At 36.8% G+C, this 19,085-nt stretch carries 17 protein-coding genes and 1 tRNA gene; 15 read left to right on the top strand and 3 right to left on the bottom strand.

What is annotated here, in order from left to right:
• Window position 1 precedes the first annotated feature (1 nt).
• From uvrA to whiA, 3 genes are all read left to right on the top strand, one after another.
• Window positions 2-2,857 carry an excinuclease ABC subunit UvrA gene (gene uvrA, locus FD688_RS03675; RefSeq protein WP_138741836.1) on the top strand — a complete coding sequence of 952 codons (2,856 nt, stop codon included), beginning with the start codon at window positions 2-4 and terminating at the stop codon, window positions 2,855-2,857.
• 105 nt (window positions 2,858-2,962) lie between these two features.
• The gene (locus tag FD688_RS03670; RefSeq protein WP_138741888.1) at window positions 2,963-3,949 is read left to right on the top strand and encodes a gluconeogenesis factor YvcK family protein; all 987 of its coding nucleotides are present in this window, start codon (window positions 2,963-2,965) and stop codon (window positions 3,947-3,949) included.
• Between the two features lie 11 nt (window positions 3,950-3,960).
• On the top strand, window positions 3,961-4,899 hold the full coding sequence (gene whiA, locus FD688_RS03665) for a DNA-binding protein WhiA (RefSeq protein ID WP_138741835.1): 939 nt from the start codon (window positions 3,961-3,963) through the stop codon (window positions 4,897-4,899).
• 52 nt (window positions 4,900-4,951) lie between these two features.
• Here the strand turns inward: whiA and clpP are convergent, their stop codons facing one another.
• The gene (gene clpP, locus FD688_RS03660) at window positions 4,952-5,545 is read right to left on the bottom strand and encodes an ATP-dependent Clp endopeptidase proteolytic subunit ClpP (protein ID WP_034531950.1); all 594 of its coding nucleotides are present in this window, start codon (window positions 5,543-5,545) and stop codon (window positions 4,952-4,954) included.
• Window positions 5,546-5,643: 98 nt separating this feature from the next.
• A tRNA-Arg gene (locus FD688_RS03655) sits at window positions 5,644-5,715 on the bottom strand.
• A gap of 254 nt (window positions 5,716-5,969) precedes the next feature.
• On the opposite strand from FD688_RS03655, the gene gap reads away from it, so the two are divergent.
• The 12 genes from gap to FD688_RS03595 all read left to right on the top strand — a co-directional run bounded on the left by gap (window position 5,970) and on the right by FD688_RS03595 (window position 18,434).
• Window positions 5,970-6,983 carry a type I glyceraldehyde-3-phosphate dehydrogenase gene (gene gap, locus FD688_RS03650; RefSeq protein WP_054604631.1) on the top strand — a complete coding sequence of 338 codons (1,014 nt, stop codon included), beginning with the start codon at window positions 5,970-5,972 and terminating at the stop codon, window positions 6,981-6,983.
• 163 nt (window positions 6,984-7,146) lie between these two features.
• Window positions 7,147-8,361, top strand: coding sequence for a phosphoglycerate kinase (locus FD688_RS03645; protein ID WP_138741834.1), 1,215 nt, complete (start codon window positions 7,147-7,149; stop codon window positions 8,359-8,361).
• A gap of 173 nt (window positions 8,362-8,534) precedes the next feature.
• Window positions 8,535-9,296, top strand: a complete 762-nt coding sequence (gene tpiA, locus FD688_RS03640; protein ID WP_138741833.1) for a triose-phosphate isomerase — start codon at window positions 8,535-8,537, stop codon at window positions 9,294-9,296.
• Between the two features lie 98 nt (window positions 9,297-9,394).
• Entirely contained in the window at window positions 9,395-10,714 is a 1,320-nt protein-coding gene (eno, locus tag FD688_RS03635) for a phosphopyruvate hydratase (RefSeq protein ID WP_034531957.1), read from the top strand.
• A gap of 101 nt (window positions 10,715-10,815) precedes the next feature.
• On the top strand, window positions 10,816-12,342 hold the full coding sequence (locus FD688_RS03630; protein ID WP_225426099.1) for a ClC family H(+)/Cl(-) exchange transporter: 1,527 nt from the start codon (window positions 10,816-10,818) through the stop codon (window positions 12,340-12,342).
• 106 nt (window positions 12,343-12,448) lie between these two features.
• Window positions 12,449-12,688: a preprotein translocase subunit SecG gene (gene secG, locus FD688_RS03625; RefSeq protein ID WP_034531960.1), complete on the top strand. Its 240-nt coding sequence runs from the start codon at window positions 12,449-12,451 to the stop codon at window positions 12,686-12,688.
• 150 nt (window positions 12,689-12,838) lie between these two features.
• The gene (rnr, locus tag FD688_RS03620; protein WP_138741831.1) at window positions 12,839-15,190 is read left to right on the top strand and encodes a ribonuclease R; all 2,352 of its coding nucleotides are present in this window, start codon (window positions 12,839-12,841) and stop codon (window positions 15,188-15,190) included.
• Window positions 15,191-15,211: 21 nt separating this feature from the next.
• Window positions 15,212-15,685 (top strand): SsrA-binding protein SmpB, encoded by a 474-nt coding sequence (smpB, locus tag FD688_RS03615; protein WP_041152547.1) that lies wholly within the window; start codon window positions 15,212-15,214, stop codon window positions 15,683-15,685.
• Between the two features lie 82 nt (window positions 15,686-15,767).
• On the top strand, window positions 15,768-16,457 hold the full coding sequence (locus FD688_RS03610; protein WP_138741830.1) for a uracil-DNA glycosylase: 690 nt from the start codon (window positions 15,768-15,770) through the stop codon (window positions 16,455-16,457).
• An 11-nt stretch (window positions 16,458-16,468) separates the two neighbouring features.
• Window positions 16,469-17,434 (top strand): phosphate acetyltransferase, encoded by a 966-nt coding sequence (pta, locus tag FD688_RS03605; RefSeq protein WP_138741829.1) that lies wholly within the window; start codon window positions 16,469-16,471, stop codon window positions 17,432-17,434.
• A 20-nt stretch (window positions 17,435-17,454) separates the two neighbouring features.
• Complete coding sequence (gene tsaE / locus FD688_RS03600) at window positions 17,455-17,931, top strand: tRNA (adenosine(37)-N6)-threonylcarbamoyltransferase complex ATPase subunit type 1 TsaE (protein ID WP_138741828.1); 477 nt, start codon at window positions 17,455-17,457, stop codon at window positions 17,929-17,931.
• A gap of 2 nt (window positions 17,932-17,933) precedes the next feature.
• Entirely contained in the window at window positions 17,934-18,434 is a 501-nt protein-coding gene (locus FD688_RS03595) for a GNAT family N-acetyltransferase (protein ID WP_138741827.1), read from the top strand.
• A gap of 16 nt (window positions 18,435-18,450) precedes the next feature.
• Here the strand turns inward: FD688_RS03595 and FD688_RS03590 are convergent, their stop codons facing one another.
• Window positions 18,451-18,987, bottom strand: coding sequence for a 3'-5' exonuclease (locus FD688_RS03590; RefSeq protein WP_138741826.1), 537 nt, complete (start codon window positions 18,985-18,987; stop codon window positions 18,451-18,453).
• Window positions 18,988-19,085 lie beyond the last annotated feature (98 nt).

Raw genomic sequence — 19,085 nt, 5'->3', positions numbered from 1 at the left:
CTTGCAAAACGATAAAATTGTCATTAAAGGTGCAAGAGCACATAACTTAAAAGACATCAGTGTTGAAATTCCTAAGAATAAATTGACTGTTATGACTGGTTTATCAGGTTCAGGAAAGAGTTCATTGGCATTCGATACACTATATGCTGAAGGGCAACGTCGATACGTAGAAAGTTTGTCTTCATACGCACGTCAATTCTTGGGGCAAATGGATAAGCCAGATGTTGATTCAATCGAAGGATTAAGTCCAGCAATTGCGATTGACCAAAAAACTACTTCCAAGAATCCACGATCAACAGTTGGAACTGTTACTGAAATTAACGACTATTTTAGATTGCTGTGGGCACGTGTTGGGACTCCTATTTGTCCAAACGACGGAACTAAGATTACTAGACAATCAATCGATCAAATGATTGATGAAGTACTTGCTCTTCCAGAAAGAACAAAACTTCAAATCTTATCACCAGTGGTTAGACAACAACGTGGTCAACATAAGAAAATTATTGATAAGATTAAACGAGAAGGTTTCGTTAGATATCGTGTTGACGGTGAAGTCCACGAAATCGAAGATGACGTTCAACTAGACAAGAATAAATATCATGACATCGAAATCGTGGTCGATAGAATTATCGTTAAAGATGGAATTAAGTCACGATTATCGGACTCGCTTGAAACCGCTTTGAGATTAAGCGAAGGCTATGCCGTTGCTGATTTAATGGGGAAAGGTGACAACTTAATTTTCTCTGAACACTACGCATGTCCACTTTGTGGATTCACAGTTAGTGAATTGGAACCACGTTTATTCTCATTTAACTCACCAATTGGGGCTTGTCCAAGCTGTGATGGGCTAGGGATGAAACTAGAAGTGGATGAAAGTTTAGTTGTTCCTGATAAAGATAAAACATTAAACGAAGGAGCAATCGAGCCCTGGAATCCAATTAGTTCTAAATTCTACCCAAGTTTACTAGAACAAGCCTGTGAAGCATTTGGTATCGATATGGATACTCCATTTAAAAAACTTCCTAAGAAGCAACGAGACCTAATTTTATACGGTTCAAACGGTAAAGAATTCCACTTCCACTTCAATAGTAACTTTGGTGGCATTAGAGACACCGATGCACCTTTTGAAGGGGTTATTAATAACATTGACCGTCGTTACAAGGAAACTAACAGTGACTTCACCAGAGACCAAATGCGTCTATATATGACAGAATTAACATGTCAAACCTGTCACGGTTTCCGTTTAAACAAGGAAGCACTAAGTGTGAAGGTCGACGGACTAAACATCAGTGAAGCTACCGACCTAGACGTTGTTAAAGAACTAAATTTCTTCTCTCAATTGAAGTTCGGTGAAAAGGATAGCGTTGTGGCCAAACCAATTCTAAAAGAGATTATCGATAGATTAACTTTCTTGAAGAATGTTGGATTGGATTACTTAACTCTATCTAGAACTGCTGGAACATTATCTGGTGGTGAATCACAAAGAATTAGATTAGCTACTCAAATTGGTTCAAATCTATCAGGGGTGCTCTATGTATTAGATGAACCATCAATTGGGTTACATCAACGTGATAACGATCGTTTAATTTCTTCACTAAAATCAATGCGTGACTTGGGTAATACCTTAGTTGTTGTAGAACATGGTGAAGACACTCAACGTTCGGCTGATTACATCGTTGATATTGGACCTGGCGCTGGAACTAACGGTGGTGAAGTGATGGCTGTTGGAACTCCCGACGAAGTAGCTCAAAACGACAAATCACTAACTGGACAATACTTATCAGGTAAGAAATTTGTTCCGGTTCCTTTGAAGCGTCGTAAGGGTAATGGTAAGAAAATTAAGGTTACTGGAGCTGCTGAAAATAACTTAAAGAACGTAACAGCCGAAATTCCATTAGGTGAATTTAATGTAGTGACCGGGGTTTCAGGTTCCGGTAAATCAACTTTGATTAATCGTATCGTTAAGCGTTCAATCGCACAAAAAATAAATCATAACTCAGAAAAACCAGGTAAATATAAATCAATTTCTGGTTACAAGAACATTGATAAGCTAATTAATATTGATCAAAGTCCAATTGGAAGGACTCCTCGTAGTAATCCGGCAACTTATACTGGGGTTTTCGATGACATTAGAACATTGTTTGCTGAGACTAATGAAGCTAAACTTCGTGGTTACCAAAAAGGTCGTTTCAGTTTTAATGTTAAAGGTGGTCGTTGTGAGACTTGTCATGGAGACGGAATTCTAAAAATTGAAATGAATTTCCTACCAGATGTTTATGTACCTTGTGAAGTTTGCCATGGTAAACGCTATAACGCCGAAACACTAGAAGTTGAATACAAGGGCAAGAATATTTCTGATGTCTTGGATATGACAGTTGATCAAGCATTAGATTTCTTCTCATCGATTCCAAAGATTACTAGGAAATTAGAAACTATTGATGAAGTCGGATTGGGCTATGTTCAATTAGGTCAATCAGCAACAACTTTGTCTGGTGGGGAAGCACAAAGAATGAAGTTAGCTTCTGAATTATACAAGAAATCTGCCGGAAATAATTTGTATATCTTAGACGAACCAACCATTGGGTTACACACCGATGATATTAACCGCTTGCTAGTGGTTTTACATGAATTGGTAGAACAAGGCAATACTGTATTAATTATCGAACATAATTTGGACGTAATTAAAACAGCTGACCACATTATCGACTTAGGACCAGAAGGAGGAGATGGCGGTGGTGAAATCATTGCTACCGGGACTCCTGAGGAAATTGTAAAGGTCGAAGAAAGTTATACCGGACAATATCTAAAGCCAGTATTAGAACGTGATACAAAACGAACAAAAGAAGCTAGAAAATAAAAAAAGGCGTGTTATCACGCTTTTTTATTTTCTTTTGAAATGACACGCCCGGGTATGTGTGTTATACTTTCTTAGTTAAAAAAATTGAAAGGAGGAAACGATTTGATGAAAGACAATCAATCAAGAAAAAATGTTGTCGTAATCGGAGGCGGAACTGGTCTTCCAGTTATCTTAAATAATTTAAAAAGTAAAAATGTCAACATAAAAGCGATTGTTAACATATCAGATGATGGTGGATCATCAGGTCGTTTGCGCAATGAAATTAATATTGTTCCTCCTGGAGATATTAGAAATGTCTTAGTATCGTTGTCTAATTTGACAAAGGATAAACTAGATTTATTTCAATATCGATTTAAAAAAGGCGATCATTTCTTGTCTGAACATTCTTTGGGCAATTTAATTATTGCCGCAATGACAGAAATGAAGGGTGACGTGAATGTTGCCGTTGAAGCATTAAGTCAGATGATGGAAATCACTGGTAAAATTTATCCAGCAACTAATGAAAAGTTACAACTGTGTGCTGAATTTGATGATGGTTCTACAATGACTGGTGAATATGAAATCACTTATGCGAATAAAAAGATAAGTCGTGTTTGGGTAGAATCTAGTGATAACCCCAACGAAATACCGCATACCAATCAAAAGGTCATTGATGCTATTTTAACGGCTGACCAAATTATTTTAGGACCGGGAAGTCTATTTACCAGCATCTTGCCAAACCTAATGATTAAAAACCTAGGAGAGGCCGTTTTAGCGTCTGAAGCACAGGTTGTATACATTTGTAATATCATGACCCAAAAGGGAGAGACTGACCATTTTTCAGACGCTCAGCACGTCGAAGTTTTGAATCGTCATATGAAGTCGAACTTCATTGATGTCGTAATCGTAAACAAACAACCAGTTGATACTGATTTAATTAATCGAAAGGTGTTTAACGAGATTGAAAGTCCAGTTAAGCACGATCAAAAAGCAATTAAGGCAATGGGATGTAAATGCATTTATGATGACTTCTTAATGTTAAGTCATCAAGGTGCATTCCATGACGGAAAAAAAGTTGCTGACACATTATTCAAACTGGTTTCAAAAAGATAGGATGATTAAACATGTCGTATGCAAGTGACGTAAAAAAAGAGCTAACGACTTTAGAAGTTCATAAGGAAAACGCCAAAGCAGAACTAATGGCGTTGATTCGAATGAATGGATCGATTTCGTTAGCTAATCGTAAAATTATTTTAAATATTCAAACCGAAAATCCAGCCATTGCTCGTCGTATCTATAAGTTGATTTTAGAGTTTTATGAGGTGGAAAGTAAGCTTGTTGTTAGAAAGAAAATGAAGTTAAACAAGAACAATGTTTACGTCGTAAGGATTTCTAATCAGGCTCAAGAAATCTTAGATGATTTAGGGATTTTTGATAATTATCAAATCGTAGAAAGAGTGCCAATCGAATTATTAAAAGATGATTCTCAAGTGAGATCATATCTAAGAGGGGCCTTTTTAGCTGGTGGTTCCGTGAATAATCCAGAAACTTCCAGATATCATCTAGAAATTTATTCATTGTACGAAGAACATAATGATATGATTTCAGAAATGATGAATAAATATGAATTGAATTCAAGAACTACTGACCGAAGAAGTGGGTACATCACATACTTAAAGGAAGCCGAAAAGATTGCTAACTTTTTACAATTAATTGGTGCAACTAATGCGATGTTAAAATTCGAAGACGTTAGAATTATGCGTGATATGAGGAATTCTGTGAATAGATTGGTAAATTGCGAAAATGCTAATATGAACAAGGTTGCTAATGCTTCTACTAAACAAATTTCTAACATTCAGTTCATTGATGACACAGTTGGATTGGACAAGTTACCTGAAAAGTTATATGAAGTGGCTATCACAAGAATGAAGATGCCAGAGGTTAGTTTGAAGGAATTAAGTGAATCATTGCCAAGTGGAGCGATTTCTAAGTCTGGAATTAATCACCGTCTAAGAAAGATTAATGAATTTGCAGATAAAATTAGAGAAGAAGCCGTTTCATAAAATGGCACAAAAAAAGACGTTAACTTAAGTTAACGTCTTTTTTATTATCTGATTATTTTCTTTCAGAACTGTTAGTCATGATGCTATCAATTAATCCGTAGTCTACAGCTTCTTGAGCGCTTAAGTACTTATCACGTTCAGTGTCTAGGTTAACCTTTTCAATTGATTGACCTGAGTTTTGAGCTAAGATTTCGTTGATCATCTTTCTAGTCTTTAAGATTGATTCAGCAGCAATAGCAATTTCAGTTTGTTGACCTTGAGCACCACCAGAAGGTTGGTGAATCAATACTTCAGAGTGAGGTAGAGCAAAACGCTTACCCTTAGTACCTGAAGAAGCCAAGACACTGGCCATTGATGCAGCCATACCCATAACGATAGTTTGAACATCAGCTTTGATGAATTGCATAGTGTCGTAGATGGCCATACCGGCTGTTACAACACCACCAGGTGAGTTGATGTATAAGTAGATGTCTTTTTCAGAATCTTGTGCATCTAGGAATAATAATTGAGCAATGATGGTGTTTGCCATATTGTCTTCAATTGGACCAGATAACATAATAATTCTGTCTTTTAATAATCTTGAGTAAATGTCATATGCGCGTTCACCGTTTGATGATTGTTCAATGACAGTTGGGACTAAATTCATAATTTTATCCTCCCTTGCTTTCAATTCAATTTGAATTATATTAATTTTATCTCAATGGTCAATTAAGGTCAAATGATTTCACCTGACTTAATCACCAATGCATCTGGAGGGAATCGAACCCCCATTGAAAGAACCGGAATCTTTAGTGCTATCCATTACACTACAGATGCATTTCAACAGATTAAACTATAAATGAAAAAGGGGTTAAATTCAAGAAACACACTGAGGTAATTGATTTGCAAACTAAAATTAGCACTGATATACTTAGAGTGTAAGGATTTGATACAGAAAATAACTGTTACAAATTAGTACTGGTTATTTTTTTAAAATTACTGAGCATGTATTATAGACTGATCGGTAAAAAAGTAGTAGTATTTAATCCGTACGTAGTACTCAAATTTATTTCTCTAGGAGGAAAACAGTTATGACTGTAAAAATTGGTATTAACGGTTTTGGTCGTATTGGTCGTTTGGCTTTCAAACGTATCCACGAACTAAACTCAGACGAAATTGAAGTTGCTGCTATTAATGATTTAACAACTCCTTCAATGCTTGCATACTTATTAAAATATGATTCAACACATGGTAAATTCCCAGGTGAAGTTACTTCAACTGATAACGGAATCGTTGTTGACGGTAAGGAAGTTCCAGTTTACGCTGAACGCAATGCCGCTGACCTACCATGGGTTAAAAATGATGGTGTTGACTTTGTACTAGAATGTACTGGTTTCTACACTTCAGAAGAAAAATCACAAGCTCACTTAGACGCTGGTGCAAAGCGTGTTCTAATCTCTGCACCTGCTGGTCAAATTAAGACTGTTGTTCCTGGTGTTAACTTGGATACTCTAACTGCTGACGACAAGATTGTTTCAGCTGGTTCATGTACTACAAGTAGTATCGCTCCTACAGCATACTTCTTGAACAAAGACTTTGGTATCAAAGTTGGTACTATGACTACTATCCACGCATTCACTTCAACTCAAGCTATCCTAGATGGCCCTCGTGGTAAGAAGTTCAGAAACAACCGTACTGCTTCAACTAACACTATTCCTCACTCAACTGGTGCTGCTAAGGCCTTAGGTCTTGTTGTTCCAGAACTTGACGGTAAGTTAAACGGTGTGGCTCAACGTGTTGGTATCGTTGACGGTTCATTAACTGAATTAACTGCTATCGTTGACAAGAAGAACGTTACTGCTGACGAAGTTAACGCTAAGATGAAAGAACACACTGAAGGTAACGAAGCATTTGGTTACAATGACGAACCAATCGTTTCAAGTGATATCATTGGTGATACTCACGGATCAGTATTTGATGCTACTCAAACTGATGTTACTACTTTTGGTGATGACCAACTTGTTAAGGTATGGTCATGGTACGATAACGAATGGGGCTTCACTTGCAACATGGTTCGTACTTTACTACACTTCGCTCAACTATAATCTAAATTATAATTTAGCAAGGCATAAGGTGGAGGAGGCAATTGCCTCCTCCATTTTTTATAACAATTACTTTCTGCTTAAAAATTCTTTGAAATAAAGAAATAAATGAAGTATATTGAAATTGTTACATCAATTTTAAATAATTTTTGGGAGGTAATCTAGATTGGCTAAGACAGTTGTTTCTGATTTAGATTTAAAAGGCAAAAAAGTTTTAATGCGTGTCGACTTCAACGTTCCTATTAAAGACGGTGTTGTTGGTGACACAAGTCGTATCGTTGGTGCTATTCCAACTATCAAATACGTAATCGAACATGGTGGAAAGGCAGTTCTATTCTCTCACCTTGGTCGTATCAAGACTGAAGATGACAAGAAAGAACTATCATTACGTCCAGTTGCTGCAAAGCTTTCTGAACTAATTGATAAACCAGTTACTTTCGTTCCAGAAACTGAAGGTACAAAACTTGAAGAAGCTATCAACAACATGAATGATGGTGATATTGTTGTTGTTGAAAACACTCGTTTTGAAGATGTTGTAAATGGTGAAAATGTAAAACGTGAATCTGGTAATGATCCTAAGTTAGGTCAATACTGGGCTTCACTAGGTGACTGCTTCGTAAATGATGCATTCGGTACTGCTCACCGTGAACATGCTTCAAATGTTGGTATTGCACGTGCAATGGAAGCAGAAAACAAGCCTGTTGCCGCTGGTTTCCTAATGGAAAAAGAAATTAAATTTATCGGTGGTGCCGTTAACAATCCTAAACGTCCATTTGTTGCCATCTTAGGTGGTGCAAAGGTTTCAGATAAGATTGGTGTTATCGATAACCTATTAGACAAGGCTGACCACATAATCATTGGTGGTGGAATGACTTACACATTCTACGCAGCTAAAGGCTTCACTATTGGTAACTCATTAGTTGAAAAGGACAAGATTGACACAGCTAAGGAAATCCTTGCAAAGGGTGGCGACAAGATCGTTCTACCTGTTGATTCAGTTGTTGCTCCAGAATTCAACAATGATGCACCTACTCAAGTAGTTGGTGAAAACATTCCTGATGGCCAAATGGCACTAGACATTGGTCCTAAGAGTATCGAACTATTCGAAAACGTTCTAAAAGACGCTAAGACTGTAGTTTGGAACGGACCTATGGGTGTATTTGAAATGAGTAACTTTGCTAAGGGTACTCTAGCTATTGGTAAGTTCTTAGGTGACTTAACTGACGCTACTACTGTTGTTGGTGGTGGTGACTCAACTGCCGCATGTAACGAACTAGGTGTAGCTGACAAGCTATCACACGTTTCAACCGGTGGTGGTGCTTCACTAGAATACATGGAAGGTAAGACTCTTCCAGGTATCGCCGCTATTACTGATAAATAAGAATAATATCTTTTTAAGATTCGATGTATAACATCGGGTCTTTTTTTTGTATAATAAAAGGAGTGAAATTTTTATTAAAACGGATGTGCAATTTGTTTATATTAATTATTTAGTGATATCATTGATATATAGCGATTTTTATTAATCTGTTTAAAAAGAATAGGAGGTAAAAAATGAGAACTCCTTTTATCGTTGGAAATTGGAAAATGAATTTAACATTACATGAAGTTGAAGAATTCTTAGATGCAGTTAAAGGAAAACTACCAGACCCTAAAGACGTCGAATGTGCGATCGCTGCATCATCAATTTACATGGATGTATTAACTAGATTTTGTAAAGAAGAAACAAATCTAAAAACTGCCGCTCAAAACTGTTTCTACAAAGACTCAGGTGCATATACCGGTGAAGTAAGTCCAATGGCTCTTGCTGATATGGGTGTTAAGTATGTTATGTTAGGTCATTCGGAACGTCGCAAATACTTTGGCGAAACCAATAAGATGATTAACAAAAAGGTAAAAGCCGTTTTAGCTAATAAAATGGTGCCAATTATTTGTTGTGACGAAACAATGGCTAAGAGAAAGACCTACGACGAAATGAACTGGGTTGTAAATCCTGTCATTGAAGCATTTAAGGGGATTTCAGAAGACGATGCTAAAAATGTTGTCATTGGTTATGAACCGAGTTGGGCAATTGGAACTGGGAAGTCAGCCAGTGGTGCTGAAATTCAAGAAGCATGTTTTCTAATTCGTGAAACACTGAAAGATTTATATGGTGATGACATCGCAAACCAGATTAGAATCGTTTACGGTGGAAGCGTTAATGCCAAAAATGTTTCAGAAATTATGCAACAAGATGATGTTGATGGAGTTTTGCCTGGAAAGAGTAGTTTGAAGGCCAAAGAATTCATCAAAATCGTTAATTACCAAAATAATTAACAGATTGAACAGTTTTTTATTGAAACTTAGTCTGTAAAATAATAAAATGAAAGTAGCCTTGATTCCGAGGTAACAACTTTCATTAAGGAGAGAATAAAATGTCAATTATTTCAGATATTTATGCTCGAGAAGTACTAGATTCTCGTGGAAATCCTACAGTTGAAGTAGAACTATATACTGAAGCAGGTGCAATGGGACGCGGTATCGTTCCTTCAGGTGCATCTACTGGTGAACACGAAGCCGTTGAATTACGTGACGGTGATAAAAACCGTTTCATGGGTAAAGGTGTTACTAAGGCTGTTAACAACGTTAATAACATTATCGCTAAGGAAATCGTAGGTTACGATGTAACTGATCAAGTTGCTATTGATGAAGCTATGATTAAATTAGATGGTACTCCTAACAAGGGTAAGTTAGGTGCCAACGCTATTTTAGGTGTTTCATTAGCTGCTGCACGTGCTGCTGCCGATGAACTAGGTGTTCCTTTATACAACTACTTAGGTGGTTTCAACGGACACGTATTACCAACACCAATGATGAACGTTATCAATGGTGGTAAGCATGCCAACAACAAAGTTGACTTCCAAGAATTCATGATTATGCCTGTTGGTGCTGAAACAGTTAAAGAAGCCGTACGTATGGGTTCAGAAACTTTCCACAACCTAAAAGCTATCTTGAACGAAAAAGGTTACTCAACTGCCGTAGGTGACGAAGGTGGTTTTGCTCCTGACTTGAAGAACAACGAAGAACCATTCGAAATCTTAGTAGAAGCTATCCAACGTGCTGGTTACAAGCCAGGTAAAGACGTTTCAATCGCCTTTGACTGTGCTGCTTCAGAATTCTACGATGCAGAAACTAAGAAGTACAACTTAGTAGGTGATGGTAAGTCATACTCTGCTGATGAATTTGTTACATTACTAGAACAATTAGTTGACAAGTACCCAATTATTTCAATCGAAGATCCATTGGATGAAAACGAATGGGCAGATTGGCAAATGGCTACTGAACGTCTAGGTAAGAAAGTTCAAATCGTTGGTGACGATTTATTCGTAACTAACACTGATTACCTACAAAAGGGTATTAAGATGGGTGTTGCTAACGCAATCCTTATCAAGCTAAACCAAATTGGTACTTTAACAGAAACTGTAAATGCTGTTGAAATGGCTAAGGAAGCTAACTACACAGCTATTATCTCACACCGTTCAGGTGAAACTGAAGATACTACAATTTCTGATTTAGTTGTTGCTCTAAATGCTGGTCAAATTAAGACTGGTTCAATGAGTCGTGGCGAACGTATCGCTAAGTACAACCAACTAATGAGAATTGAAGATCAATTAGCTTCAGTTGCAGAATACAAGGGTATTAACTCATTCTACAACCTAACTGAAGAAGCTCGTAACAACGTTATTAACAAATAATAACTAGTTGTTATCAAAAAAGCATTGAATTTTTCAATGCTTTTTTTGTACATAAAATTATGTGGTATGATTGTTATACCAATAAAAAGAAGGCGAACATATTGCAAAGTGATAATTTAAGACGATTTAAATCAGTGCTGTACGGTTTATTGATTGGATTGGCAGTCGGAATGGTTGTTAGTTTATTCAGAGTATCGATTGAATGGCTATCGAATGAATTTTTAAAACTAGCCAAGTTAGCAAGAACAAATTTATCCGTACTGATTATTTTGATCATCTTGAATGTATTAATTGCTTTTTTTGTATACTACTTAGTAAAACGAGATAAAAACATCAAAGGATCTGGGATTCCACAGGTTGAGGGTCAATTAAACGGTGAACTAGATTATTCATGGTTTTCTGTTTTAAGTAACAAGTTCATCGGTGGGGTTCTTGCCATCTCTAGCGGTCTATTTTTAGGTCGGGAAGGTCCTTCAATTCAATTAGGTGCTGCTACCGCTCAAGGATTAGCGGATACCTTAAAACAAACGAAACAAGCTCGTAAAACAATTATATCTGGTGGAGCAGCTGCAGGTTTATCAGCTGCCTTTAATGCACCGATTGCCAGTACATTGTTTGTACTAGAAGAAATCTATCATAACTTTTCAACATCAGTCTGGTTAACTTCGCTTTCTGCTGCGATTAGTGCGAACTTCGTTTCAACTGCGGTTTTCGGTAAAATACCAGTACTGCATATGAGTTATTCACATGTGATTCCATTACATATCTATCCATACTTAATTGGGTTAGGAATTGTGATTGGGATTGGCGGATTGGTTTATGAATATGCCACACTCCACGTAAATGACTGGTACGCTAAGCTATTATGGGTACCAAACATTGTCTGGGTTTTGATTCCATTTATCCTAGTAATTCCTTTTGAAATGTATTTACCCACAATAGTTGGTGGGGGGAGTACAATGGTGCTAACAATTGCCAAGACAGCACCAACCATTACTGTATTGATATGGTTCTTGTTGATTCGTTTTGTGATGTCGATACTATCTTATTCAACTGGATTACCTGGTGGAATTTTCTTACCAATGCTTTCATTAGGTGCATTGATAGGAGCAATTTATTCTGAGATTTTGATTTACTTCGATGTATTACCCCAAAGTTATTTTGTTAATTTTATTATCATCTCAATGAGTGGATTTTTTGCCTGCGTTGGAAAGGCACCGTTTACTGCCATTCTACTTATTACTGAAATGGTTGGATCATTGCAAAATTTAATGTCATTGGCATTTGTCACATTGGTGGCTTATGAGGTTACCGACTTATTGGGTGGTAGTCCAATCTACAATGAGATGTTGCAAAAAATGCTAAGTCCGCAAAAGTTATCAACAAGTGGACAACTTACCAATCTATATTTCTCAGTTCAATTGAAATCATACATGGATGGTAAAGCTGTTAAATCAATCAATTGGCCTGATGGTTGTTTGATTAGTTCCATCAAAAGAAATGAACAATATATTATCCCTGATGGTGATACAATCATTAAAGCGGGGGATAACATTGAAATATCCACGAACTACGACAACCGTGGGTACGTATATACACATGTGGAAAAACTAACATTAGACAATTAAAGACAATTAAAATTTTGATTAATTGGCATGTTAGAAGGTATTATGATAAACTAAACAATAAAGATAAAGTTAAAGATGAAACCTATTTTAGGTAGGAGGCAACGAATTGTATAATTTCTTAATGAATATAATTTGGATTGACAGTGTATTAATTATCATCGCTGTCTTGATGCAACCAGCAAAGACTAACAACGATGCAATGTCTTCTTTAACCGGTGGTGCTGATGATTTGTTTGCCAATTCTAAGCCACGTGGTTTTGAAGCCTTTATGCAAAAAGTAACAGTTGTATTATTGATTATTTTCTTTGCATCAGCATTAGGATTAGTTTGGTTATCATCACACTAGTTGATAAGACTCCTGTAATTTTTACAGGAGCTTTTTTTATGTGAAAACGAAAAAACCGTTTAGGATAGACGGTATAAAAATGTTAGAATACTAGATATGAGTTATCGAATTTGATTTAAGATCGAAAATTTAAAACTTAAGGAGTAAATCGTGGAAGATAATAGTTTAAAACAAGAAATTCATGCTGTTCTGCAAAAATTCCCAAATCGCGAATTTTCAGTAGAAGAACTAGCCGATGAATTAGGATACCATGGTGCAAATGCATTTAAACTAATTGTCCAATCATTAGCTGTGCTAGAACGCGAAAAGACAGTTATGGTTACTGAAACAGGCAATTTTAAGTTAAACGTGCAAGGTGAAACAATCGAGGGAACTTTTCATGCAAATCCAAAGGGGTTCGGATTTGTTAACTATGACGAAAACCTAGAAGATGCATTCATCGCACCTGACAACACACTACAAGCAATGAACGGTGATACTGTTCAAATCGAAATCGTAAGACGTGCCGACCAAAATTCTGGTAAAGGTCCAGAAGGTAAGGTTGTAAACATAGTTGAAAGAAACTACGAACAAGTAGTTGGGGAATTCACCCGTACTGACGACGATCATGGATACGTTGGACAAGTTAAGCTAAAAGAAAAGAAGCTTATTAACTACAAATTTTACGTTACAGGTGTTGGTCTAAAACCCACACCAGGGGAAGTAATTACTGCTGAAATTACTGAATACCCAAATGCTGACCACCCAGATTACATGGTTGGTATTGCTAAGGAAGTAATCGGAAGCGTTGATGACCCAGGAATCGACATCCTACAAATCGTATACGCTCACGATATTCCAGCTCAATTCCCAGAAGACGTATTGCAAGAAGCAGACGCGATTCCAGAAGAAATTAGTGAAGAAGAAAAGCAAGGTCGAGAAGACATTACTGATCAAACACTAGTTACTATTGATGGAGAATCATCAAAGGACTTGGATGACGCCGTTACTGTATGGAAATTACCAAATGGTAACTACCACTTAGGTGTCCACATTGCCGATGTTTCTCACTACGTAAAACCAGGTAGTCTTTTAGACGAAGAAGCATACAAGCGTGGCACTTCTGTTTACCTAACAGATAGAGTTATCCCAATGCTTCCAAGAAGATTATCAAACGGAATTTGTTCATTGAACGAAGGCGAACTTCGTCTATGTATGAGTTGTGATATGGAAATCAACCCAGCCGGAAACGTGGTTAACCATCGTATTCACCCAAGTGTGATGAGATCTAAAGCCAGAATGACATACAAGGCTGTAAATGATATTTTAGAAGCGCATGACGAAAATACTATGGAACGATACAAAGACTTAGTTCCTATGTTTGAAGAAATGGGCGAACTACACAAGATTCTATACAAACAACGCCGCCGTCGCGGTGCCATTGACTTCGATGATAACGAATCAGAAATCATTGTTGATGAAACTGGTCACCCAATTGACATTAAGTTAAGAGTTCGTGGTACTGCTGAAAGAATGATCGAATCATTTATGTTAGCTGCTAATGAAACTGTTGCTGAACATTACTGTAAAGCCCATGCACCATTCATCTACCGTGTTCACGAAACACCAGATGGAGAACGTGTTAAGAGCTTCTTCGAATTCCTAACTGCATTCGGTGTTGAAGTTAAAGGTGATCCTGATCACTTGAAACCAAAGGTATTACAAAATGTATTGAAGAAGGTTGCCGGTAAGCCAGAAGAACCTGCCGTATCAGTTATGATGCTTAGAAGTTTGAAGCAAGCTAGATATACTGACCAACCACTTGGTCACTTTGGTCTAGGAGCTGAATTCTATACTCATTTCACTTCTCCAATTAGAAGATATCCAGATACAACTGTTCACCGTTTAATTCATCACTATGAAGATAACGGTATTAACAAAGAATCAAAGGCTAAATATGCTGGATTACTTGAAGAAATTTCAGACCATTCATCAAAGGCAGAACGTCGCTCAATCGATGCAGAACGTGATACTGATGCAATGAAGAAGGCTGAATACATGGCAGATCATATCGGAGAAGAATTCGATGCAACTGTTAGTTCTGTTCTTAAGTTTGGTATGTTTATTGAACTTGAAAACACTGTTGAAGGATTAGTTCATATTAGTCGTATGAAGGATGATTACTATGAATACATTGAAAAATACCTAGCACTTGTTGGTAGAAATACTCACCGTACTTACAGAATTGGGCAACCAGTTCGTGTTAAGGTGGTTAACGTAGACGTTGATCAAAGCGCTGTTGATTTTGATATTGTTAATCCTGAGGACACACCAATGTCTAAACTAAAGGCCGAAAGTCACAGTAATGGTGCTCACGGTCGTGGTGGACGTAACAATGGTAATCGTCGTAACAACAATAGAAGAAACGATAACAAGAATGGTAAGTTTGGTAGAAATAATAACAACCGCCATTCAAGAAACAACAACCGTAATGGTCGTAATCATTCCAATTCAAAACATTAATTGGTTGAGAGGTGATTGATAATGGTTAAGAAGAAGCCAACTAATAAAGACGATAACTTGGTTGCGCAAAATCGCAAAGCTCGTCATGATTACCGTGTCTTACAAACTTATGAAGCTGGAATTGCATTAACTGGAACTGAGATTAAGTCTGTTCGTGCAAGTCGGGTTAATCTAAAAGATGGGTTCGCCCAAATTAGAGATGGTCAAGCGACATTGATGAATGTTCACATTAGTGAATATGAACAAGGTAATCAGTTTAATCATGATCCACTTAGAAATCGTAAATTGCTATTACACAAGCAGGAAATCAAACGATTAGCAAAAGAAACAGACAAAAAGGGAGTGACAATTGTTCCCTTAAAAATGTACCTAAAAAAAGGTTTTGCTAAGGTTTTAATTGGTGTTGCTGAAGGTAAGCATGAATATGATAAACGTGAAACGATGAAGAAACGTGATCAAGAACGTGAAATCTCACGTGTATTAAAACACTACTAAATAAGCGTCCCGCGTAATGGGGCGCTTTTTTTGCGATGTGAATTTATTGTATATATGATAAAATTGTATTGAGGTGTTATAAATGAAACCTTTTATTCACAATGACTGGTGGGATGTATTGAAGCCAGAGTTTGAAAAAGAGTATTATCAAGATTTACGTAAATTTTTAGTTGAAGAATATGAAAATCATGAGATTCATCCAAATGCTAATCAAATCTATGAAGCATTTGAATGGACACCTTTCTCAAAAGTAAAAGTGGTTATTTTAGGACAAGATCCTTACCACGAACCAAATCAAGCACATGGATTGAGTTTTTCGGTATTACCAGGTGTGAAGGTTCCACCTTCGCTTCGAAATATCTACAAAGAATTAGAAAGTGATTTAGGAGTCAAACCGGTTAACCATGGCTACCTCGAAAAGTGGGCTAAACAGGGAGTTCTATTGTTGAATTCTGTGTTGACTGTAAGAGATGGAATTGCATTTTCTCACAAATCAAAGGGATGGGAAAAACTAACCGATTCTGCAATCGAAAAGTTATCACAACGTCCTGAACCAGTCGTATTTATCCTTTGGGGGAGAGCGGCTAGAGATAAGGTGAATTTGATTAATACCAAGACCAATATTGTAATTGAATCAGCTCATCCAAGTCCATTATCAGCGCATCGTGGCTTCTTTGGTTCAAAACCATTTTCAAAGACTAATATCGCATTAGAATCATTAGGAGAAAAGCCAATCGATTGGCAACTACCAGAACACGTTACAATCCAATAGGAGGAATAAATATGAGTTTATTAGATGAATTAAAAGAAAAGATTAGTGGGCTAAACAAGAAAATCGTTTTCCCAGAAGGAGACGACATTAGAATCATTGAAGCAGCTAGTCGATTAGCTGATGAAAAACTAATCCACCCCGTATTATTAGGTGATCCAGTGGAAATTAAGAAAAACGCCGGTGACTTCAATCTTTCAAATGTTGAAATTATCGATATTAACAATTACCCAGAAAAAGACTTCGAAGAAATGCTAGATGCATTAGAGGAACGTCGTAATGGTAAGAACACACGTGAACAATTATCTGAATGGTTAAAGGATGCCAACTACTTCGGGACTATGTTAGTTTACATGGATAAAGCAGATGGAATGGTTTCAGGTGCGGCTCATGCTACTGGAGATACGGTTAGACCAGCTCTTCAAATCATTAAGACTCAAGAAGGTATGCGTCGTATTTCAGGTTCATTCTTAATGCAAAAGGGTGACACTCGATACATCTTTGCTGACTGTGCCATCAACATTGAACTAGATGCTAAGGGGATGGTTGAAGTTGCTAAGCAAAGTGTAATCACTGCTAAGCAATTCAACATCGATCCAAAGGTTGCATTCTTAAGTTTCTCAACTAAGGGTTCAGCTAAAGGTGACATGGTAACAAAGGTACAAGAAGCTGCTGAAATGGCTAAAGATGAACTAGATGTTCCTTCAGATGGAGAGCTACAATTTGATGCCGCATTAGTACCAGAAGTTGCTAGCAAGAAAGCACCTGGATCAGAAGTTGCTGGTCAAGCAAACGTCTTCGTATTCCCTGAACTACAATCCGGAAACATTGGTTATAAAATTGCTCAACGTTTAGGTGGCTTTGAAGCATTTGGTCCACTACTACAAGGATTGGCAAAACCGGTCTCTGATCTTTCTCGTGGCTGTATCGCTGAAGATGTTTATAACGTTGCAATTATTAACGCAATTCAATCTCTATAAGCAAAAAGGAGGGATGGTTCTTGGTTAAAGTTAACGTAGAATCACCTGATGAAACAAAACAATATGGTGAACGACTTGCGCCGTTATTAAAGGCTAAAGATGTCATCTTATTGGATGGTGACTTAGGTGCTGGTAAGACTACATTTACCAAGGGATTAGCCAAGGGCTTGGGTATTAAACGTAATATCAAAAGTCCAACATTTACCATTATCCGTGAGTATCAAGGAGGTAAACTGCCACTTTACCACATGGATATTTATCGTTTAGACGATGGTAGTGGTGATGAATTAGGACTAGAAGAATACTTTAACGGTGACGGTGTTAACGTTATTGAATGGTCTGAATTCATTGCCGATGAACTACCTGAAGATTACTTAAAAATTGTTTTCCGTCGTGATGATGATAAGGGTGAAGATTTTAGAACCATTTCATTTGAACCAAGTGGGCAACGTTTTGAAGATATTATTAAGCAAATTTTTCCACAGGTGGAAAAGTAGCAATGAGTAATTTTAAGGTGCGTTGTGCACAACCAGATGATGCTGCTAAGTTAATCGAATTGATTGCGCAATTAAAACAAGAATCTGATGAATATACAATTGACCCCAACATTGGAAAATTATCTGTTGAAGACCAAGCCCAACAAATAATGCTGGTTAACCAAACGCGTAGTTTTATTATTGGTTTAGCATTTTTGGATGATGAACCAGTCGGAATGATTCAAGTTCAAGAATTACAAGATTCTGGAATCGGTGAGTTAGGAATAGCCGTATTGAATCAATATAGTCACCAAGGAATTGGCGGACAGTTAATGGACTTCGTTATTGATTGGGCAACTTATGATAGTAACTTGTCCACATTGGCATTGGTTGTTAAAAAGACAAACGAACACGCAATTAATTTATACTCAAAAAGTGGTTTTACTTTGGTGAAGAAGAGAGTAATTAATGCACTTGGCAGCATGTTATCCACACAAGAAATGCAATATAGCCTAAAAAAATAAGCACCCAACTGGATGCTTATTTTTTTACCTTGATGAATGATTTAATTACTTCATCGTCAAAGTTTTGTTGTTGATAAATTAAAATGTTAGCGCAAGCTAAGCTATCATCTAGCGCGTTGTGATGATGATTAAGTTTGATTCCAAGGTTGGCACAAACTGTATTTAGTTTGTGATTCTTAAACTCTGGAAAAAGATACTTACAAGTCTTAACTGTATCTAATGTTTTATACATTGGAACGGTTAGGCCATAACGCATTAGGCTTCGTGATAATACACTATTATCAAATGAGTTATTGTGAGCAACTACTAATTGATCCTTGGTAAAAAATTGTTTAATTACTGGCCAGATTTCAGGAAAAGTAGGTGCTTTTGAAACATCGCTTTCATGAATACCATGAATATTCACATTTCGATAATTAAAATCAGTCTCTGGATTTATTAGAGTATAGAATTCATCAACAACTTTATTATCTCGAACAACGATTAATGCTAATGAACAGGCACTAGCTCGTTGATTATTGGCAGTTTCAAAATCAATTGCAACGAAGTTCATTAATAACGTCCTTTCGTTTTATTCTTTCAACATTATAACATGGTCTTACTATATGATATCGTGGTAAAATTAAAAATGTAGTAATAAGAATTTATTAG

The sequence above is a fragment of the Apilactobacillus kunkeei genome, assembly GCF_005930975.1.
Taxonomy (GTDB): Bacteria; Bacillota; Bacilli; order Lactobacillales; family Lactobacillaceae; genus Apilactobacillus; species Apilactobacillus kunkeei_E.
Note: the sequence above shows the minus strand (reverse complement) of the source record. Positions and strands in the feature narration are given on the sequence as shown.